This window comes from Gordoniibacillus kamchatkensis (assembly GCF_000829455.1).
Taxonomy (GTDB): Bacteria; Bacillota; Bacilli; order Paenibacillales; family NBRC-103111; genus Gordoniibacillus; species Gordoniibacillus kamchatkensis.
In genome coordinates this window covers 56,044-76,569 of sequence record NZ_JXAK01000035.1, presented here as the reverse complement: position 1 = coordinate 76,569, position 20,526 = coordinate 56,044, and the positions used below count along the sequence as shown (strand labels likewise).

The window sequence follows — 20,526 nt, the reverse complement described above, 5'->3', positions numbered from 1 at the left end:
GGCAGACGGCCCCCCTTTCTGATCAGATACAAACAGTTATCTTTCTGCAGATGAAACTGCAGTCTTGGATAAATTTCTGCAGCGCTCTAAATCCATCGCTGAAAACAAAAAACACCTATTTGTAAGCGTAGACCGATAAAACAGTCGTGCTTTACAAAATAGGTGTGAAATTTTTGGACCGCCTACTGTAGCTCAAAGTTAAGTTGAATATTCAAATTCAAGTGGAAAGTTAATATGGCCCTAAAAACCTAACCCCATTAAAATGAATAAGGTGGGAGGGAGCGTCGGCAACCCATACCTCAGTTTCCCAAGCGATGACACTTAGATACCGAGCCATTACTGCACGGTTCGGGAAGGCTGTCACATAAACAATACCGGCAGAAGAATCTTTAAACAGCCGCGCTAATTCATCATGACGTTTTCCGTCAACCGGCCCGTGGCTTGTTACCGATTCGATCAGCAACAACCAGTCCTTCTCAGGATAATAAAGAATTACATCTGGCATCTTACCCTTAGAGTTAACTCGCACTCCAAGACGACTTAATAATTCCTCATCGAAATATCCCCACTTATCGCCGGTATCTCCAGCATATATAAGAATCCCCCCAGGCACATAACGCGCGGCGAAATCCTCGATGATCGCCTTGATCAACTCACTATGTTCACCTTGGCTAATATGAATCTGCTTACCGGGAGCAATTTGTACAGGCAGTCGGTTCTGCTCTCTTTCCTTGGCATATCTTTCGACAAGTGTTTCTCTGGTTGCAAGATACGCCTCTAAAGCTGGCTCCCATTGAGAAGTTCCGTATTTCCGTATTAACTTTAATGCCTCGGGTTCAATCTGATACACAGCTTTAGGACTATTAACAGGACGGGTCGGTTTGTCAGGATTGTACAACGAGATACCAGCTTCGATAAACTGATGCATTGTCTGCCGCCTGAAGGTTTCCCGAGTATTCGGCGCGTATTCTTTACCGTAATGTACTCGGCTAAACTCCATCATTGGTGTGATGCCGATTAACGGGTTTTCTGCCTGTGACCATGATTTATCCGGTGTCAGATTCAATATGGCCAAAAGGCAAAGTGCCGAACGCTCGTTTAATTGCGCTCTTGGTAAGCCAAGAGCTTTGAGTATCTCCAGTGCTCCTTCAAGATTGGGATGAATGCCCTCTGTCACAGAATCTCCTCCAACTTCTGATCAATTTCTTCTTGTCCTATTTTATCAGAGTTGGCCATTACCCATCTACCAAACTTTTCTAGCTTCTCCCTGCTAGGATATTTCATTGTACGAAGATCAGTTGCATTAACCTGGGTGTGCCCATTAAAAACTCTAAAATACCTATCCACTTCAGTAGAGTTTAAATATGCGTACAAACCAAACGCCAGTTCAGCAGGTATCCCTTGTTTTTTATAATGGATGACATTAAGTCCGTTTTCAAACCCAACCTCTGAATAGTTAATGCTTTCGGGAGTTAATACCCCTGCCACAATCCGGCGTTTTTCTTCCTTAGACGAAAATCTCTTTACCACAGTGTAATACCCGTTTGGATAGAGCCACTTTTTCATCGTATCATCTACAAAGACCGCATTTGGCTTCTTCATTACCTTTGGCCATTCTATCGATGTACCGACAAAATGATTTGGGTAGAAGAGGGGGACAGTTCCTTCTTCGGGCATATTGCGCAAATGTCCTTTTACACGAAAATCAACTACTGGCCCTGTAGAAACCTCTACGCCGATTTCTTTTAGTGAATAATGTACAGAAGGAAATCGCTCGATAAAACTAAGATCATTTGATGTAGGAATATGAATAAAGAGTTCCGAATCATTCGGTTGAACGATCTTTTCAAAGGGATAGCAGTTTTCTTCGTAATCAGCAAAACTGTCATCTCGAGATGTAGTCACTTTGACTTCGGTTTGACTTGCCCCCCGCTCAAGTAGCATTATAACGTTTTCCTGCAAAACTTCATCGTCCTTGAAAGCCTTGTCTCTAGAGTCAAATAAGTGCACGTGCTTTATTGCAGTTTTTTCAAGAAGCAGCTGCCGAAAAGGACGAAAGTAAGGGCCGTTGCAAAAACTTCGTGGAATAATAGCAACGATCTGGCCGTGTTCTTCCATCAACTCAATTGTCAGTGCGACGAAAGCAGAGTATAAATTCACTGTTTCAATTCCGACGCCGCGCAATAACTTACGATGTCGAGATGAACTAGCTATTTTCTTATAAGGCGGATTCAAAATAGCATGGGAAAAGCGGATTTTTGAACTAGCCAGTAAGCTATTCTCGTCAAGAAGAGCGTTTGTAGCCCATTCAATAAAATCCTCTGTTATAATCTGCTTATCAAGCTTAAGCTTATTCTCGAATAAACCTAGCGTCCTTATAAGCCGAGATCTTAAAACTTCATCTATCTCAACGACAGTCACAGAAGCCCGATCACTGAGGTTTTCCGATACAATACGCTCCAAGAATGCGCTTGTTAATGAACCAATACCAGCACCTGCATCAAGGATTTTAGGGTCTGACATCAACTTTTTGTCGAATAGTGAAGCCATAAACTTTGCGACACTCGAAGGAGTTAAAAACTGCCCTAATTCGGATTTGTTCTTCAGTAACGGGTTCACTGCTAATCGTTCTTTATCTACGGACTCAAGAATTTGCGTCATGTTTGCACCTCTTGCTTGCAGAATGTATCTCTTTATTTTAATATGAAAGGTTAGCCGCCTTCAAATAGTATGTTGACTTTGACCCAAATAAAAATCCTCGTGGGTGCTTCCCGACGAGGATTGCCGATGCTTTCGGACAAGTACTATATTATCAACATAGAAGAGAGGAAGCAAGATATTGATTTCTGAGTGAGAATGAGAATTCTTCAAAACCCATGCCCCCGTTGCCCCCAAGTAACCGCCGCGGCAAATTTTAGTTACCAACTTCATTGATGACAAAATAAAAAAGCACTTATGTATCGGAATGATCGTTCAACAGTCATACCCTCAGGGCATAAGTGCAATTTTTAATCGAAACATGAAAGTTAGCCATGTATTGTGGCAGGCGAATTGTTTAACCTCGTGGCTTTTATGCGGGATCTCCAATCAAAGATAACCCCTCACCGGATTGCCCGACATGTGGAGATACTGTTGATGTATTCAGAGACTAATCATTTTAGGAATCAGTTTGCAAAAAACTATGCCCCCGATGCCCCCATAATTACCAGACTAATCGGAAGGAGGAAGCCACTCAAAGTCGGCTGGATTACCATCGAACGTGGTCAGCTGAGAGGACTTCGGCCTACGCTTGAGTTCGCAGGACGCGAAGATCAACCCCCGACTGATAAAACCATTTACCCGATACGCTTGAGCTTTCCATTTTCAGAAGTGACAACGATATCACCCACGCCATCGACTACTGTATAAGAAATATTCATGATATATCTCCCTTACGACAATTACCTTAATATTTCGATATCTATAAAACTGTTCCTTCACAACAAAATGTAAAAATAAATCCCCGCTGGAATTATCCAACGAGGACTCTGCTGATGCTTTAGGACATGTATTATTTTATCAACATAAATGGGAGGATGCAACAAAATTTTTCCAATCCCTTATGATCCCGAATAACCGTCGCGGCAAATGAACGACACACACTCAATGGTTATTGTTCAAACTGATCAATAACAACTGTCCAATTTCCAGCTTCCCAATTCACCTCTGCTCCGATTGCTTCACTAATAAAGCGCAATGGTATATACGCTGATCCTTCACTCGAAATAAAAGAGGGGACGTCTAATGGCACCTTATCAGCGTCAACTTTTGCAAAGTTCTTACCAATGTCTAGTTCTATTCGAGGAAACCCTGACTTTGTTATTATAACAGTTCCTAATGCAGTTACTTTTATTTCCTCTCCCGTTGCCGAAATTGCTTTCGATGGGGGCGGCATCCATACTACTTTGGCTCCAAGGGTTTCAAATACCCCTCTAACGGGGACAAAAGTTACTCCATTAACAATCTTAGCTTTTGGTGTAACCTCTACATATTTTCCATTGATACGTATTCCCACATCTGACGAGCCGAATTTTCTAGGCGGTTCTTCATTTGGTAACCTGACAGGCGCTTTGTTACCATGCATTTCACGAAGTTTTTGTACTTCTTCTTCGTACTCCTTTTGAAATCTCGTTGGAGTATTGCCAAAGACTTCGATAAACGCTTTTCTGCCACCGACCTTTACTTGCTCTAAATAGCGTACCATCTTGGAAAAACCGTACTTTTTGACTAAAAAATCAAATGCTGTGATCGTCCAAGCATCCTCTTCGTCATGATTCCATAAAGGGGGAGCGTATTCAGTCGATTGCGCGACAACTGACCATTCCTTATCGATATAAGGATAGCCGGAAGTCCAATCAAAATGTTTAACATCCGACTCGTTGTATAGCATATTTGAAATATTGATGGCGATTCCTTCATCCACAAAAGTGGGCAAGCTTGGAGATTTTCCGTCCGTAACAATCTTATGAACAACCCAATGGATAAACTCATGGGCAATCAAAACTTTAGCTATAAGATTATCTGGATAATTTTTTAGCACAATATAACGGCCATTATAATAACCCTCTACTAAACCGGCATTCTTTATAAACTCGTTACTGACGACAAAGATTGGTCTCTCTTTATAATTAGCGACTTCAGGAAAAAATTTCGTCACATCAGGTAACAAAGCATTTGTATAAAATTCATGGTAGCTTTTCAATAAATCCATCGGAACATCCTTATCACCTAAAAATATAGCGTTATCCTCTACGAGTTGATTAGGAAGTCTCGAGTCATTTATAACAAAGTTACTGGCAACATCTTTATCATTTGTTGGTATTGCAACCGTGGCTAATGCCTGAGAGGTGAAGAATAACATAAACACGGAAGTCACCAGCAACGATGCCATCATACGTTTAACATTTCTTTTCATCCGAAAACACATCCTTATATTAGGTATCCCCTGGAATGGCACGCTGTTTTAATTCCTCATGCAATGAACCGAACCTCTGCTATTGCAAAGCGTTAAACAGCCTTTTCATCGTAATAAACGCCTGTTGCTTCGTATAACTGGCCTTCGGACTGAAATTATTATCACCGGTGCTGCCCATAACCGGACTCTGATTTGTTTTATCCTTGATGGCGGAAACAAGTGACACAGAATCTTTTGCCCAACCTGCAATTTCATCGGCGTCTGCATAAGTTACGTTTCCGCCAACATTGCTGATAGCCAATACTTTGGCTGTTCTGGCTAACATTACAGCGGCTTCTTGACGGGTTATATCACCATTAGGATCGAAGATGCCGTTTCCTTTACCGCCAACGATTCCGAGAGAGTAAGCGGCGAGAATAGAAGGATCGGTGGTATCGTTAAAAGCCGATGTATCGAGCGTTTTTCCCTTCTCAGAAAGTAATGTTGATATCGATTTTCCAGTCTTGACCTCTAAAAGATGCACCGCGAGCTTGCTGAAGTCGGATCGGGAAATGTTAGTTGTATAGCCGTAATGCATCTGTATTGGTATAAGGTTTAGAGATGACGCTGACTGAATTTCTGACCTTGCCCAGTCGGAAACGGTATCATTGGGATTTATAACATACCCCCACAGTCCGTCGATCTTCACAGCGGCTAACCCTTCGCTAAAATCAGTTGCATCATCAAACATGGCTTTAATAACCACATTCCCAGACTTATCAATATACCCGTACTTTCCGTTGATTCTAACACGTGCAAGTCCTTCGCTGAAATAACCTGGGCTTTTTTCAAACTGAGGGGATATTGCTATCCGTCCAGATTTATCAATAAACCCGTATTTATCGTTAATGCTCACAACAGCCAATCCCTCACTGAATTTATTGCCCATAAAGTCGTACTTAGGTTGGATCACGAACTTCTCATTCTTATCAATCGCTCCGTATTTCCCGTCAACCTCAATAACAGCTAACCCCTCATTGAAATCATTTGCGTGTTTATACTGAGCAGGAATAACCATCTTTCCTGTCTTGTCAATATATCCATAATAATTACTGGATAAAGGGCGAACTTGAGCAAGACCGTCGCTAAAACTAAATGCATTGCTAAATTCAGTCTGAAATGCTTTATTACCTGATTTATCGATGAAATAGTTTGTTGCACTAAAATCAAACATGCCATTGGGAGGCCCTACAACTGCAAGCCCTTCGCTAAAACTTTTACACTCCCCGAATTGACGTTTAATAATCTCATTACCAGACGTATCAATATATCCGCAAGATAAGCTTGGATTGCCACTCTTCACATCAACTTTACTAACAGCAGCCATACCTTCGTTATACGGGTAAACCATACCGTATTTAGGGGAAACTACTTCCTCACCTGAATTATTTATAACTCCGGTAGAACCCTTGTTGGGAGATACAGAAGCCAAGCCTTCATTGAAAGTGTATTGAACCAAGTAATACGGGTCTCTTTCAACGAATGCATAATAGGAGTATGGCAATTTAAAAAGGACATTTCCTGTACGATCAATAAAAGAGCCATCGGCAAATGCCATGCCTTCATGAAATGAAAAAGGGCCGTTATGAAACTGCGGTTTAATTGCGTAAATCGGCTCGTTGCTGCCACCTTGTGCCTGTGCTGTTGGGACAAGTAGTTGAGCCAGTAAAAGACTGAATGCAAAGAGTATGCACATAGCTCTACGATTATTCATTATCAACCTTAACCTCCTCGTTACTGATTACTCGTAAAGTGAATCAGGGGTCGAGAAATTGCTTTCGACCCCCGACCATGCTAGGATTATTCATCTTTATAACTTGCAGACGTATCAACCTCGATTGTATTAGCTTTTCCGTTCCAAGTAACCCCGAAATCGAACAGCTTGCCAATATCTCTCAGCTTGAAATAGTTATTACCGCCGATGTTGTACGCTGTAAGTTGAACCTCTTTACCGTCCAGATAAATCTTAGAGCTTGTAGCTTTTGCAATCTGTTCCGTTGATTTACCTGAAGCCTGAAGTTCACCACCAGCAGGAGTATAAGCCTTGCCTGATTCCAGACTGATCGCATTTTTTGCACCGTCCCACTTGACCTCGAAGCTTTTCTGCGATCCGTTCAGCGCCGCGGCGAGATCACGCAGCTTGAAGTAGTTGTTTCCGCCAATGTTGTAGGCTTCGAACGAGACTTCTTTACCATTGATCAATACCTTCGATGCGGTAGGGTTTGCTTTTTCCGTCACTGTTGTAGATGTAGGGTTATTCGGCTCAGAAATGGCACCTTGATCCTGAGAGACGACTTGAATCGCAATAACTTCTGAGCCTTGCGCTGGTAAAGCAACTTCCACTTGATAAATGCCGGGTTTATTTAATGTGGCATAGTTCCCTGCAAGATAAGACACTTCATTTTCGAACTGTGTATCCAGATGTTCATCATAAACCTTATCTTCGCCAGCATATGTAAATTTCTTGACGTCAAACTCTACTTTCTCAAACTTCCCGAAATCACCCCAATCAACTTTGGTGCCGCTGATTTTAGCTTCAGGAGCATAGTAAATATCTTGCATGCCCAACTCATCTGAAACAAAGGTGATTTTAGCAGGTGAATTGGTAATGAAAAGGTTCTTAGTTTTTTCCTCAATTACATTTGAGATTGTGATATACCCGCCCTTAGACCCATAGTACACAAACTTAGCCTCACTCGCGGCAGCGGCCGTGAATGATGCAAACGCCGAAAGCATTAAAGAAAAGACCATCACAAACGAAATCTTCTGCAATCCTTTGTTCATGTTTCTCGTGTCTCCTGTCTTAAGATTTGTAAAAACTGCTTTCCTATCACCATTGCCTCAAAATCTGCACTTAGCCCCCAACACCCCTTCGACCACCATCCTTCATACGGCAAATAATAATAATGCTAAGAGGTCTCTGGTTGTTGTCAGAGAACCCCTTGGACAGCATAAAAAACCTCGAAAATAAGGTATAAAATCCCAATTTGTTGAGTATCCTTTCTGGTATACCCATAATAGCACATCTGATAATTGGGTAAAAAGAGGAACGCTGCATTGAACCAGAAGGAATTTCTTAAACCCATTATCGCTAAAACACTTAAAGGACTCCGCGAGAAACAACGCATGAGCCAAGAGGATCTCGCAGGAGCATGTGAGGTTGACCGCGCATATATCTCGATGATTGAAGTCGGTAAATACGAGCCGTCAATGACCAAGATATTCGAGCTATGCTCGGCGTTGAAGATTAAGCCTTCTCACTTTGTCCAGCTATTGGAGATCGAGATCGAAAAGCTGAACCCCAAGGGGAGAGAGTGACTTAACATGCATACCCCTCGATGATCCGTCGGGAGACACCTGACGGATTTTTGCGTTTCGAGACAAAGAGTACTGGAACGGAGAATAATTTTCCACGGACTTTAAGTGACATTTAACGAGAACTAAACCTCCAGACCTGCTATGCCGATATTTTTGATATAGAGTTGTCGTTGTCGGGAGGTCATTGATTTGCAGGATATACGCCATCATTTTGGTCAACGGCTACGCGAACTGCGGATGCGTAGCGGAATGTCGCAAGAAACACTGGCGCATAGAGCCGGACTTGATCGAACATATATAACGGATGTTGAGCGTGGCGCAAGGAATGTAAGTTTGGTGAACATCGAAAAGATCGCTGCCGCGCTGACAGTTTCAATTGAATATATGTTTTCTGGGGAGAGATTTTCGGCAACCCCTACATATTTACAAAAGGACTTTGCGGAGCCGATTCAGGAACGGTTTAAGTACCATCTTGATCCTGAAACACGAGTGCTGGCATTTACGGTAAAAGGCCTTCTGACCCCAAAAGATGTGGCATACATGGACAGAACCTTGATCGGGATCTGTGCTGGCTTTGGTAAGGGGGAGGTAAGCGTGCTGGTCGATCATAGAAATATGCTTGCTGCAGACGGGGAACCGGCTGTGTACTCGCCAGAAGTTGCGGAGAAAGCGGTCGAGTTCCAAAAGAAATTATTGAACTATTCAAAAAGTGTTGCCGTCCTGTGCAACTCCCAATTTATGGTTCAAAATCTCAATCACGTTACAGCGATCAGCGGAATTTATAACAAGTCTTTTCAACTGTTCGGCAAAGACCGTGAGATGGTTCAACAGGCATATGAACTTCTCGGCATCAATGGCAACGATTTGATTAAAGAAAAGAAAGAGTAGAGCCGCCTTCGCTATTTGCTAGGCGGCTTTTATGTACCCCCATGAACGGTACGATGGGGATACCGTACTGCAAAAATAACTTTTGAAAAATGGAACCTTTATCTAATTTGATCGAAATACTGAGGGGAACGCGGCTGTTCACTGGCGTTTTTCCAACGCTGATCCGCTTCGGCACTCTTAATGAGGTGCGGAATCGCGGCGCGAACCAAAGCATCCATTGAACCGAACCGTTTGCCCGTGAACGGACATATGTACTGTGTTTTCGTCTCGACTTTCGCCACATTCTCTCCGTCTGGAAACAAGAGACGGAACGTGGCATCTTTTGCCTTCTCAATCACTTCCGGCGATGGTTGCTGCTCTGTGGTGCGCAGATAGATTTGCCAACGCTCCTCGGCATGTCGCCGCTCGTAGGCGACCTTTTCCTTAACCGGCTCTGGAGCTGTTGGCAGACGCATGAGATCACGAAAGAAAGCCGACAACGTCTTGCCAGACGCTTCGAGTTCGGCCCATTCGTCCTCGGACAACGTGAGCGATACCTTGCGCGTTATTCCTATCGCTTTCCGACCCGCGCCTTCACGTTTACCCCCTCGGGGCATGATCGTCACCTCTATGATTTAAGTTACCCGTATCATAGCATGAAGTTGATGGGTATGAAATAGGTAACTTAAATCTATGAACTAATATGAAGGTTGCCGCCGCGCTGTCCTGCGGCGGATTTTGAACACCCCCACAAGCAGAAGGAGGGGGATACCGCCGAAAAATCAGTGGCAACCCTGTGACCGAACATGGAATAGTCGGGATAATAGAAGGTAACTGGACGTTTTATCGCGACCTTCGTGGCCGGACTGCCCCGGATCACAGTTTACCAAGTTACTCACGGTTTATCAGCATCAGCCGACATAAAACCAAAGAAATGCTTGCTGATGAGTATGCCGTCCTTGATTCCGGCGTAGTACATCTGCTCTTTCTCTATCGCGTTTCGATAATTCGCCGTCTCGTCCCATTCGAGCAATAACTTCAGCTGTTCTTCCGACAATTCGCCGCGAAGTCTCTTCATGAGCGTTTCCTGATTCTGGCGAACTTCTTTATTGATCTGATACTCTCCAGCCGCAAAAGCTAACTCATCGAAGCGTTGTTTAAAAGCGGGCTTTAGCCAGTCTGGACAAGGAAGTTGTGACATAGGTATTAGCCTCCCATCAACAGTTTCGTTGATGGTAGCGTAATGGGGAGAGTGCTTTCAAGTAGATTTTGCGGAAGTGGGGAGAGTGGTTAGTGAGGTCAGAGAGGGCGATGAGGTCTGGAGGACATATAGACAGAAAAAGGGGCTTCTGACCCCTAGTCGCTTGACGGTTGGACTTGATTGATCTTGTGTTTATTACTCTTTGGTTGCCGTTGTCGAACGGAAATTATGTTTTTAGAAAACAGAAGGTACTCTGGATAAGTCGATAAAAATGAGTAACTTAGTGCCCATAAAAATTTGGTTTACAGGATCAGTGGTCTGTTGAATCTAATTCTTCTTTACAGCCCCCAAGAATATAGGAAATATCTGCTTCACACTTATTTTGTATACAATCTCCAATATATTTTTGAATATGTTCAAGTCCCGCTGCTTCATGCTGAGCAAGCTTAAACCAAGTCGTTCGTCCCCCTAAATCTTCTTCAGAAGGACACAGGTTTCCTAAACGACACAGTATACCAATCTCAAAAGTACTAGGTAACTTCAATGAACTTGATGAAAATCTCGATATATTATACTCCTCATAAATCTTCCGACAAACATCAAATTCCCACGGCCATTCCTGTCCCAAGTACAAATAAGTTACCATAGTCTCTATGCAAGGTATTTCAGACAAGTCTTCATAGTCAGTTATAAATTTCTCGTGATTTACCGGCCTGTGTTCTTCACTTACCGATATTGAATACAGCAGATACATACAGTACATTGATACTTTATCTTTCTTCTTTGCATTCGGGAAAAGCGTTGCATATCTCTCTAACAATAACTTTAAATCTGATAAAGGCTCTTTCTGAATTATTGCTCCTGCCAACTGCGACAAGAAGCCCGAAAATTTGCTGGTTGCGTGAGTCGTATGGAAATTTTCATGTTGCCACACCCAATATTGCGGTGCTGGCTCGAACCAATATACCCCCGGTAATTCATTTCTCCAGTTTACCTTTTCTGATTCAACAGTTTCTCTAGACCAGATAAAGTTTTTAATTACGTGCCTAAATACTCGAATAAGTCCCGAAAAAGTTAGGTAGGGCTCTCCTTGCCAACGAAAGACATCTCCAGCGGCAATAGCAGGGAGCTTCAACTGTTTCAAGATTGTCCTCAATTCATGAACATAGCCGGATCTTAGAATGTACGCGTTTCGAAGTGCCCTCTTTAACTCTGATTTTTTAAGAGCAGAAGTGACAGCGAATGACTCTTCTTCAAAAAAAGAATCAGAAATATTTTTGCATATGAAGTCAATAAAATTCTGTTGCAATTTCAAATGTGCTGACTTGATCAATGTATCTTTTATCCCTTGAACCTTTTCGTTATCTAATGAGGCAAAATGAGCTTCAAGCTCCTTTTTTAACCGTTGGTCATAGTCTTGCCAAGAAGGAGTATAGTGGTTATACTTTTTGCTTAGGGCTTCTAACGAATAGATTAGCATCGTATAAGCCAGATCGAGGTTAAAATTGACAACCTCCAATGCATCTGAATAATTACCTAAACATGTAATAACGTTTTTATAATCTTCTCTTTTCAAACCAATTACTTGCTTTACTAACTGTTTAAAATAATCTATTTCAGCAAGATTGCCGTCAATCTGCTTCTTAAAAAATCTGGGAACAAATTGGGCAGGAACAGTGTCGTCTCCTATACCCCCAGATTTCTCTCTGCAATTTAGTTGAACATTTGCTTTGTCATGATCAAAATAGGCATTCAGCCCAAAAGAACACAATATCTTGAACTGTTGTACAATCTCTGGGTCACCCGTTCTTACTAAAGAAAACCCCTTACCTTCATCACTCTCCAGTCTGTTAACATAGCTAAGAACATAACCTTTTGCATCGCCATGAAGATCAGCGGGTTCTAAGGATGCAATCTCTGTTTCAATAGTGTTAAACCAACTATAGTTTGAGTATAAGATGCCACGACCCTTGTGCTCATGAATGTCCTTATTTCCAAAAAACTTACCAGAGATTATCTGTAGCATTATACCCCTCCACGTAATTCTCATCCTTTAAAATGCACACGTCGATATTTTAAGATGATTTAACTCCATGCTTTTTGAATAGTCCTTCGAAAAACTCCTTTATGACTTTTGACCCTATCTCTTCATCCGTCAGTTCATACCCTCCGAACCGGTAAACTTCATATCCGTTCAGTTTTAACTCCCTGTCTGCTTGCACCATTTCCGCGTATTTTTTGGGACTAGATGTATCTCCATCGGAATAATGCTGCTTTCCGTCTATTTCAAGGACGATTCGCTGTTTGTTTGAGAATAACAAGAGAAAGTCCATACGTTGCCTAGGTAAGTACGCTTTTCCTGCCCTTTGCCTTATTGTGTAAGGATCATAATGCAAGTAGACTTGAGGTACTAAAGCAGGAAAGTTTTTATCAAACAACTCTTTGAAGTATCTAAAATAGCTTTTGAACATCAATTTCTCCGGCAGAGAATCCAAGGAGCTGAATAGCCTTTTGTAAAGCGCAATTTCTGCGTCCTTATTAGGTTCCTGAATACCGTGCATATTTGCCCACCACATTACAAGGTCTGCCCAATACAAACCTGTGTTTGGAATAGGGCGATCATAGACTAAGCAGTTTTCTTCATGCTTCACGATTTTAATATCGTTATTGATCGAATCACTAATAACAATTTCAGGCTTATGCCCAACCGCCGCGAATATCAGGTTCTTTACATTGCCTTTTACCCCATCGAGCACCTTATCTATTTTATAGACCGGAAACCCTGAGATATTATCAGCCAACGAGAATTTATACCCATCATTCACTAAGTGTTTATTGATAAACTCTATATACTCGTTCTGCTCTGCCTGTTGTCGCACCAATGGGTGTACGACCTGTTCCAAAAACTTAATAAACACTTCATCAGTTGCGGTCAATAACTCCAAATACTTCTCGTATAAGTAAATTTCATCCCAATCATAATTGTTGATCATATGTTGCCATATATCGCCCGATGCGGTCTTAAACCGGGAATCAGTTGAGGGCATGCTATCCAGATCCCATATCCTGTTGAGAAACTCAACTAGATCGTACTTCCCAGGGATATTATTTCTGGCGTATAGTTCATCCATGATATTTCGCCTTGTTATCTCGCTGATCGTAAAGACACCTGTTGGACTAAGGCGAAGAACTAACTTTGCAAGTGTATTGGCTTTTGAACCATAGTCGTTAATCACTCGCTTAGCTAAGTCCAGTAGGAATAACTGATCTTTGCCTTTCAATCTCCTTTGGACATAAACCCGTCTACTCTTAAACGCCTCAGATTCATCTCCACTTTCCAAACCATATCGTGTGCAAACGGTCGGCAAGTCATATGATTTTTCCTCTGTCAACACCAGAGTTATCGCATCAATAAGTTCGTTGATACTCGCCATAGAAACCTCCCATTTGCGGTTTTATTACAATACTGGGCAGTAGCGGTATTTAAAAAGGCAGTCATCTATTTTACGTAAGGCAAAACAATCGCTTCTGATAAACTAACTGTGAAAATTATCGGTAGCGGAAGAGTTATTTCTTAACAGGCACTAACTGAATTTTTCTGATCTCCAGTTCACGTTTGCGTTCAGCCAATATCTGCTCAACTGTCGCATCCTTCTGAACAAGAGAGAACCCCTTTTGCTGTTTCCGCTTTCTAGTCGCTCCGATATCGTACAGTTTGAACTGCTGCCGCTGCTCTGGATAGACGACAAACGCGACATGCTCTGCGGTCGGTGCAAGACCCATACGGCTCAAACGACTTTGCGTGAACAAATGGTCGGGGACTTCTTCGGGTAAATAATGCTTTACAGAATCGTCGGTCATATTACTCCATTCCTTCCTGATCCGAGTTATTTATAGGGTGGAAATGCATAAAAAGCGTACCACCAATATCGGTCACGAATGCCGCCTTAGTATCGGTCACTTTTCTTTTGTTGAGCAAGTAAGCCTGCACCTCGTCAAAGTAAGGCTTTTTCTTTCTTGACGAATATGTTCTGAATACAAGCAAGGCATTGTCAACCTTGCATGTGGCTTTTGCGATACTGAGCAACTCTTTGATTCTGTCCCTGCTCGGGACATTCATAATCCCAATGACATTTAAGGGGCGCATTTCACGATCACAAAATAACTTGTCCAACGTCTCCTCATCCTTGTCTGGCAAGTTTTCTCGTTCCAAATGCAAGATCAGATCATACCAATACTCGCCATCGTATTCGCCCCACCATGACAAGTCCATCGGTCTGCTGGTGCCGCCGGCTGTGTCCTCCGTGTAGGGAAGATACCCCAACATCGAACCGAGTCTTGAAAAATACTCAATCTCCGTCATGGTGAACGAATGCTTGCCATGATGAACGGAGAGATTGAAGGTATGGTAGTTTCTGACGTAACCATCAAATAGCTTCATCAGGTCTAACTTCATTTCTAACACCCCACCTCGTTTATTTAGTAAAGACGATATATACCTTCTCCAAGGTTAACAAGGTACTATCATCGTAAATCTCAACTTTACCTTTCAGATCAGCCTCAATATTTTTGATAAGGTGCTGCGCTGCTTTTAAGGTATAGTCCCCAAAGTCATATATGACGAGAAATTTATAGGCCGTACTTGGATCAACTGATTTAACTTTGGATTTGCCTTCAAGTAAGCCACGAATATCCTTAACGATACCGTTTCTCTGCGCTGAGCCAAATTTATACCCATTGTTGATCGGCTTGTTGCATTTGATTTCTGCTATGATGTTTACCCCGCCAGTAACGACGAGATCATAACCATTGTCGCTCGGCTTAGTACCTGATACCTGATCCAAGTAAACCTGATAGTTCTCATTCACATAAGGGAAGCGCTCGCTAACCCAATCAATAAAACGGATTGTGGTCTTATAGGTGATAATGTTGTGTATGTCCTTCAAAGTCGTCTTAATTTCTTCGAAATCCTCGACTGATAGTCGCGAGTAATAGTCCTCGTTTACCCCTGTGACTTTGTTTGTGATAAACTGATTGAACTTCTCCCTCAGTTCCGCTTCTCTATCATATGAAAAGTTCATAGAGCCTCCTGCTGTACTTGGTAACATTATCCTTTAATGATACCCTACTAGGCCAAAAGGCTCAACCGAAGATATATATCGCATAAAAAGGGGCTCGCTTCCCTGCAAAGAGAGCTAACCCCTGAGTGACTGGCTTTACTTATTGAATTTCATATTTGTTACCGTTCACTTGCTCGGTGATCCACGAACCCATAAAGCCGTCCCCGGCGTACTTCATTAAATCGAAATCTTTTTTGCAGTTAACCCCGGATACAATGAACTTGACACCAAGCTTCTTAAAGGGAGATAAGATCAGGTCGACAAAACTTTCGTCGCCACCCTCAATACATTCAGTACGAATAAATGGGCGGTCTCCATCCCCGCTCCTAAGCTTAATAAACGAAGGAAAGGTCTTGATGAATGCAGGAATCGTCCAATTGCTCGAGAAAGGCCAAGCAAGGACTCCTTCGCTATTCTCTTCCAAAGCGAACGACGGATTGAGTTGAAGAAGGTCTAAATAGTCGTAATCGATGTTTCTCTTCTTTAAGAGAAAAATGATATTTGCATTATTCTCGGTCGCAGAGGGTAGAATCTCAGGGCAAGCTTCTCGACCATCGGCACGAACGAGCAGGGGAACAGTCCCTTTGTAGCTTGAGATGGCCTGGTACTGGTAGTAATAGTCCCAGATATCCGTTACCTCGTTGTCTTGAAAGCCGCTCAAATCGAAATCTCCATGTTCTGCGCCAGTCTCTACATGCTTTACCGCTGCTTCAAACGCGATAATGTTGAACTCGCGGTCGACAATCGGTAGGTATACTCCTACTGTTTCCGCTTCTCTGGAAGGTCGATCATTCATTGAAAAACTCCTCCTTGAATTGAAATGGGACTTGGTTAGCCAACTGAATGTACCCACTGGGGGATCAGAACAGCAATACCGCATCCATACAAGCTGTATTTAAGCTCCGCACCATACTGCCTGTAGAGAAATGAGTATGCGGTATACGGGTAAAACTTTTTTCAGAAAAAAAAAGAAGCAGCAGTCAAAACTCGAGTAGTGAGGTCTGTACTGCCGATTTGTGAACATTCGTCGCGTTTCACTTACTTGGTTCTATATAAACTCCTGTCGAGCCACACTTTTACTCTTCTTCTCAGGCGGTGCTCATTTGCTTCAAATTTCTTCATAAAGGCTTGAACCTCTTGAATAGATGTTGCTTGGCCGACGTTACCACATACCCTCTCTAATTCAATAAAATTAAATAACCTGGACTGAACTTCAGTGAAGATTCGATCCTTGCTCTCTCTTGAATTACTGAACCCCTCAATTGCCGAGGAACAATCCTCGATTGTGCGACATTCCTTCGTCATGAGATACTTCTCAAGGGAATATTCATAAAACATAATGAGCATACGCGCGTAAACAGCCGTCACAGCCCTAAGCTTTGCAAGTTCAAGCGGACTCAATCCTGCCATCTCCACATGCTTGTTAATTTCAGGGGACGGAACGTTCACAAAAACTCCTCCTCAACATCTTCATTTTGGAAGCAGTATGGTTAGAAAAATATGTACCCCGGAGACAATACCGCATCCATACAAGCTGTATTTAAGCTCCGTTGCATACTGCCTGTAGAGAAATGAGTATCCGGTGTACGAGAAAACTTTTTTCCAGTAAAACAAGAAGCAGTACAAAAACGTCTCGCCAAAATAAAGAGTGCCGTTTTATCGGCACCTTCAACGGAATGTTACTTTTTTATGCTTTGTTGTGCATAGATTGTTGCCGCCCATGCTGCGAAAACCAGAACCCCTGAAAGGCATCGGCAACCAATTCTACGCGCTCAAACCGATCTCGATTCTCGATACCGTCAACAATAACCAAAGTTCCTGACTCTTTAAGCGGCTTCAACAGATTGACTAAACCATTCATTGTGTCATCGTCTGCGCAGGACTGAATCACATCCCAAGCCAACTTAATAAACTTTGGTCGAATATCGATCAAGATCGGCAAAGAAATAAAGCATTGAACAAAACCCGAAAGTACAATTTGAATCCCATTTCTAGATGGCCGATCTGACTGATGCTGCATCCTTCCATAAGACAGCATCTGAGAATATTCAACTGCCAAGATAATCTTACTATTCGGGTACGACAACGAGTTGAGGTAAGGAGCGGTTACTTCTGGCCGAGAATTCAAGATCAGCGGAACCGTTCCCTTGTAAGTCTCGACGGACAACTTTGTATAGTAAAAATCCAGATTGGTCTGAACATTATGCCGATCTGAAGCAAGGTACGAAAACCGCTCCTGATAGGAAGCATCAAACTGCATAATGGCTTCATAGGCGATAGGCTGAAAATCCCGATTAACAACCGGCGCAAACTCCACTTGAACACCAAACTCGCTCCATTTTTGCTTTTCAGTTATGTGCATTGTCGGAACCCCTCACTTAAAATCCACAACTTGTAATGCGCGGCGCATGATCCATTAAACGCGCCGCGCTTCTTTATGCTCCAAGCAGGATTTTGGGTTTAGATATCCAATACCCCTGGAAAGCATCAACAACCAAATGCAAACTCTCAAATTGTGCTTCCGACTCGATACCTTCGGCAATGATCTGGATACCCATGTCACGGAACGGCTGTAAAATCCTTTTCAATACGTCCTGAGATCGCTCATCCGAGCAGGATTGGACGACTTCCTTGGCCAGCTTGATATATTGCGGCTGGAGCCGCATGATGAACGGCAAAGAAAGAAAGCCATAGCCGAAATCGTCTATGGCAAAGCGAACCCCTCTGGCCGACAACCATTCGACATTTTTCAACAAACGTTGTTCTTCATACACCAGCGCATGCTCGGTTAGTTCTATGACCAAACCATGCTGCTTCGGAAGCGAGAGCGGCTGCGGGAACGGATCGCAAGAGTACGGATGTGAATTTAGAAATAAGGGAGCAGAACCCGTGTACTTTTCCAACGCCAGCTGCTTGCATAACGTGTCCATCGCCACAATCCGATCCAGCCGATGTAAGGAAGGAGAGACAAAGTCAGCTAATACCCGAGTCGCATCTGTACCCCGGATAAAGGACTCGTAGCCAACAACCGATAGCTGGCGGTCGACAATTGGTTGGTACACCGGATGCAACTGTAATGTGGAGACGGGTTTATTCGGCTCCATTGTGAACCTCGATTTTTCTAGACGCCACCTGTTCCGTTATCCAAGTCCCCATGAACACATCGGCAACCGGCTTCATAAGTTCAAAATCTTCTTCGGAAAGAATATCGCAAGCGATGATACGGATACCCATGTCTTTGATCGGCTTATAAAAGCACTCGAACAAGTTGTTCAATGCCCACTTATCTCCCGCATAGTCAATAAGCATTTGATTGCGAGGAAAACGTCGATCCGGCGATATCTTAATAAACTCCGGGTGAGCATTAAAGTGAAAAGGCCAAGACATTACCCCTTGCGCGTTTTCCGCCAAAGCATACGAAATCCCCTCGCCAGCGTAGAGTTCGAAGACGCGATCAAGATATTTTATATCCATCCATTCTTTTAACAGAAGAACGATTTGAACCCCTTCGGGTCTTGGAAACGAATCGGGAAGTGGATCAGCACAGTCGGCTTTAAGAATTAACGGAACCGATCCTCGGTAGTTCTCGAGAGCAAGCTTTTGAATGAAATAGTCCGGGTTAGCGAAAAGCTTGCTCAGGTCGATGCCGTCGAGACTGAAATCGGCCTCTTCCTTTTCCAACTCCATTAGCTCAATTCCAGCCTCATAAGCAACAATTTTGAATTGCTCGTCCACCACAGGAATAAACTTTCCGCCGATAACGTTCATTGAATACCACTCCATATCATTTTGATTTGAGTAACCAATTTCATTCAAATTCCACTCGCTCAATGACCGAACCCATCTCCTGCATCGAAGGCTCGATGTACCGCCTGGTCGTTTGAATATTGGCGTGTCCGAGCAGAGATGCGACCGTTTCGATCTGGCCGCTTTCTCGGGCAACCCCCTTAGCATACGTGTGGCGGAGCTGATGTACCGTGAAATCGATCTTCGTTAACTCCGACAACTTCTCGATCATGTGCTGAATTGCACGAGTTGTCATACGGTCACTTCGCTGCGAATAGAACAGGTAGGGCGATTTCCTATCATGGAAAAATAACCAGCGCTCGAGAGTATTTTTCGTCTTCTGCTTGAATGGAACATGCCGATACTTTCCGCCTTTTCCGCTTCTGACAACAATTAGACCGGAAGGCAAGATCACATCGGTCAACATTAGATTGGCGGCTTCATCGACACGCAAACCGCAGTTGACTAAGACGGAAACGACCGCTTTGTAAAGCGCCTTTCTTTTGTCGCTGGTGCGCTTTAATAACTCAATGGCATGGAAGATTCTTGCGACTTCATCTTGATTGAGCCATCTGGTCTCGTTCTGCTTGGCGACCGGGATCAGCTTGATCGCGCTGATCGGGTCGGAGCGGAACTGTACCCCGAGGGCTCCTGCGAATACTAGCAACGTCCTTAAGGCAATCAAATTCTGGTTTATCGTCGCCGGGGCAAACTGCCGCTGCGTCCGTGCATCCATTCTTGATTGGAGAAACGCCTTGAAGTCCCGGACTACGGTCTGCGTCACGTCCTCGATCTCCGTAACCTCACCCCATGAAGCCGCCAACCAATTCAGGAACCGCCTAAAGCACATTTCATAGCCTCTAAGCGTATTTGCCGATTTCCCATCGGCTTCCAACCGCTTCAAGCACAGCGCGGCGACCGCATCGATTCTCAAGATTAGCACCCCCTTGCCAAACGTTATACGACGAGTTGTAAACGTACATTGTACGACGAGATAAGACCGAACAGGTGGCGTTAACCGCCAGCCGGAATACCAAACTCGTCATATAATGACTATTGTGCGACGAGCTAGAAGGGAGGGGATTCCGGGCATAGTGAACCTCATGTCGACCAGAATAAAACCCCCTGACTGACGAAAAAGAGGAAACTGTTCTTTTGGGCAGACTTCGGATGACTGTAATTATGACTGTCGGTACGGATGCGGATCGCTAAGAACGAGAACCCACGTAGGAGGGATGGGA

The 20,526-nt window shown here is 43.3% G+C and carries 20 protein-coding genes; 2 read left to right on the top strand and 18 right to left on the bottom strand.

The window, feature by feature from the left end:
• Nucleotides 1–229: 229 nt before the first annotated feature.
• The 5 genes from SD70_RS19485 to SD70_RS33640 form a co-directional block, all read right to left on the bottom strand.
• Nucleotides 230–1,177, bottom strand: a complete 948-nt coding sequence (locus SD70_RS19485) for a BsuBI/PstI family type II restriction endonuclease (RefSeq protein ID WP_197081083.1) — start codon at nt 1,175–1,177, stop codon at nt 230–232.
• A complete protein-coding gene (locus SD70_RS19480; RefSeq protein ID WP_041049188.1) occupies nt 1,174–2,661 on the bottom strand; it encodes an Eco57I restriction-modification methylase domain-containing protein in 1,488 nt (495 codons plus the stop codon). The genes SD70_RS19485 and SD70_RS19480 overlap by 4 nt, the downstream gene beginning before the upstream one ends.
• A gap of 988 nt (nt 2,662–3,649) precedes the next feature.
• Nucleotides 3,650–4,954 (bottom strand): stalk domain-containing protein, encoded by a 1,305-nt coding sequence (locus tag SD70_RS19475; protein WP_041049187.1) that lies wholly within the window; start codon nt 4,952–4,954, stop codon nt 3,650–3,652.
• A gap of 79 nt (nt 4,955–5,033) precedes the next feature.
• Entirely contained in the window at nt 5,034–6,707 is a 1,674-nt protein-coding gene (locus tag SD70_RS33645; RefSeq protein ID WP_052487647.1) for a WG repeat-containing protein, read from the bottom strand.
• A gap of 86 nt (nt 6,708–6,793) precedes the next feature.
• Nucleotides 6,794–7,777, bottom strand: a complete 984-nt coding sequence (locus SD70_RS33640; protein ID WP_052487646.1) for a stalk domain-containing protein — start codon at nt 7,775–7,777, stop codon at nt 6,794–6,796.
• Between the two features lie 273 nt (nt 7,778–8,050).
• Here SD70_RS33640 and SD70_RS19460 point away from each other — a divergent pair, with 273 nt between their 5' ends.
• Both SD70_RS19460 and SD70_RS35035 read left to right on the top strand, forming a co-directional pair.
• Entirely contained in the window at nt 8,051–8,311 is a 261-nt protein-coding gene (locus SD70_RS19460; RefSeq protein ID WP_041049186.1) for a helix-turn-helix domain-containing protein, read from the top strand.
• Nucleotides 8,312–8,500: 189 nt separating this feature from the next.
• Nucleotides 8,501–9,199, top strand: a complete 699-nt coding sequence (locus SD70_RS35035) for a helix-turn-helix domain-containing protein (RefSeq protein WP_231571312.1) — start codon at nt 8,501–8,503, stop codon at nt 9,197–9,199.
• 98 nt (nt 9,200–9,297) lie between these two features.
• On the opposite strand, the gene SD70_RS37055 is transcribed toward SD70_RS35035, so the two are convergent.
• The 13 genes from SD70_RS37055 to SD70_RS19390 form a co-directional block, all read right to left on the bottom strand.
• The gene (locus SD70_RS37055; protein WP_197081084.1) at nt 9,298–9,723 is read right to left on the bottom strand and encodes a hypothetical protein; all 426 of its coding nucleotides are present in this window, start codon (nt 9,721–9,723) and stop codon (nt 9,298–9,300) included.
• A gap of 350 nt (nt 9,724–10,073) precedes the next feature.
• A complete protein-coding gene (locus tag SD70_RS19445) occupies nt 10,074–10,379 on the bottom strand; it encodes a hypothetical protein (RefSeq protein ID WP_052487645.1) in 306 nt (101 codons plus the stop codon).
• A gap of 310 nt (nt 10,380–10,689) precedes the next feature.
• On the bottom strand, nt 10,690–12,405 hold the full coding sequence (locus SD70_RS19440) for a hypothetical protein (protein WP_041049185.1): 1,716 nt from the start codon (nt 12,403–12,405) through the stop codon (nt 10,690–10,692).
• Between the two features lie 49 nt (nt 12,406–12,454).
• Nucleotides 12,455–13,813, bottom strand: a complete 1,359-nt coding sequence (locus tag SD70_RS19435; protein WP_041049184.1) for an AbiJ-related protein — start codon at nt 13,811–13,813, stop codon at nt 12,455–12,457.
• A 133-nt stretch (nt 13,814–13,946) separates the two neighbouring features.
• The gene (locus tag SD70_RS19430) at nt 13,947–14,240 is read right to left on the bottom strand and encodes a hypothetical protein (RefSeq protein ID WP_041049183.1); all 294 of its coding nucleotides are present in this window, start codon (nt 14,238–14,240) and stop codon (nt 13,947–13,949) included.
• A 1-nt stretch (nt 14,241) separates the two neighbouring features.
• Nucleotides 14,242–14,835: a hypothetical protein gene (locus SD70_RS19425; RefSeq protein WP_052487644.1), complete on the bottom strand. Its 594-nt coding sequence runs from the start codon at nt 14,833–14,835 to the stop codon at nt 14,242–14,244.
• Between the two features lie 19 nt (nt 14,836–14,854).
• A complete protein-coding gene (locus SD70_RS19420; protein WP_041049182.1) occupies nt 14,855–15,460 on the bottom strand; it encodes a hypothetical protein in 606 nt (201 codons plus the stop codon).
• Nucleotides 15,461–15,599: 139 nt separating this feature from the next.
• Nucleotides 15,600–16,295 (bottom strand): hypothetical protein, encoded by a 696-nt coding sequence (locus SD70_RS19415; protein WP_041049181.1) that lies wholly within the window; start codon nt 16,293–16,295, stop codon nt 15,600–15,602.
• A 242-nt stretch (nt 16,296–16,537) separates the two neighbouring features.
• On the bottom strand, nt 16,538–16,948 hold the full coding sequence (locus SD70_RS19410) for a hypothetical protein (RefSeq protein WP_041049180.1): 411 nt from the start codon (nt 16,946–16,948) through the stop codon (nt 16,538–16,540).
• 238 nt (nt 16,949–17,186) lie between these two features.
• On the bottom strand, nt 17,187–17,861 hold the full coding sequence (locus SD70_RS19405; protein ID WP_041049179.1) for an EAL domain-containing protein: 675 nt from the start codon (nt 17,859–17,861) through the stop codon (nt 17,187–17,189).
• Nucleotides 17,862–17,934: 73 nt separating this feature from the next.
• Nucleotides 17,935–18,603: an EAL domain-containing protein gene (locus SD70_RS19400; RefSeq protein ID WP_041049178.1), complete on the bottom strand. Its 669-nt coding sequence runs from the start codon at nt 18,601–18,603 to the stop codon at nt 17,935–17,937.
• Nucleotides 18,590–19,330 (bottom strand): hypothetical protein, encoded by a 741-nt coding sequence (locus SD70_RS19395; protein ID WP_041049177.1) that lies wholly within the window; start codon nt 19,328–19,330, stop codon nt 18,590–18,592. Before SD70_RS19395 ends, SD70_RS19400 begins: the two co-directional genes overlap by 14 nt.
• Nucleotides 19,308–20,219 (bottom strand): tyrosine-type recombinase/integrase, encoded by a 912-nt coding sequence (locus tag SD70_RS19390; protein WP_041049176.1) that lies wholly within the window; start codon nt 20,217–20,219, stop codon nt 19,308–19,310. The genes SD70_RS19395 and SD70_RS19390 overlap by 23 nt, the downstream gene beginning before the upstream one ends.
• Between the last annotated feature and the right edge of the window lie 307 nt (nt 20,220–20,526).

Excerpts from the sequence above, each read along its gene's own strand:
- SD70_RS19440 (WP_041049185.1), bottom strand. The coding sequence starts at position 12,405 with ATGCTACAGATAATCTCTGGTAAGTTTTTTGGAAATAAGGACATTCAT.
- SD70_RS19405 (WP_041049179.1), bottom strand. The coding sequence starts at position 17,861 with ATGCACATAACTGAAAAGCAAAAATGGAGCGAGTTTGGTGTTCAAGTG.
- SD70_RS19430 (WP_041049183.1), bottom strand. The coding sequence starts at position 14,240 with ATGACCGACGATTCTGTAAAGCATTATTTACCCGAAGAAGTCCCCGAC.
- SD70_RS19475 (WP_041049187.1), bottom strand. The coding sequence starts at position 4,954 with ATGAAAAGAAATGTTAAACGTATGATGGCATCGTTGCTGGTGACTTCC.
- SD70_RS33645 (WP_052487647.1), bottom strand. The coding sequence starts at position 6,707 with ATGAATAATCGTAGAGCTATGTGCATACTCTTTGCATTCAGTCTTTTA.
- SD70_RS19415 (WP_041049181.1), bottom strand. The coding sequence starts at position 16,295 with ATGAATGATCGACCTTCCAGAGAAGCGGAAACAGTAGGAGTATACCTA.
- SD70_RS19425 (WP_052487644.1), bottom strand. The coding sequence starts at position 14,835 with ATGAAGTTAGACCTGATGAAGCTATTTGATGGTTACGTCAGAAACTAC.
- SD70_RS19420 (WP_041049182.1), bottom strand. The coding sequence starts at position 15,460 with ATGAACTTTTCATATGATAGAGAAGCGGAACTGAGGGAGAAGTTCAAT.
- SD70_RS19400 (WP_041049178.1), bottom strand. The coding sequence starts at position 18,603 with ATGGAGCCGAATAAACCCGTCTCCACATTACAGTTGCATCCGGTGTAC.
- SD70_RS19435 (WP_041049184.1), bottom strand. The coding sequence starts at position 13,813 with ATGGCGAGTATCAACGAACTTATTGATGCGATAACTCTGGTGTTGACA.
- SD70_RS33640 (WP_052487646.1), bottom strand. The coding sequence starts at position 7,777 with ATGAACAAAGGATTGCAGAAGATTTCGTTTGTGATGGTCTTTTCTTTA.
- SD70_RS19445 (WP_052487645.1), bottom strand. The coding sequence starts at position 10,379 with ATGTCACAACTTCCTTGTCCAGACTGGCTAAAGCCCGCTTTTAAACAA.
- SD70_RS19480 (WP_041049188.1), bottom strand. The coding sequence starts at position 2,661 with ATGACGCAAATTCTTGAGTCCGTAGATAAAGAACGATTAGCAGTGAAC.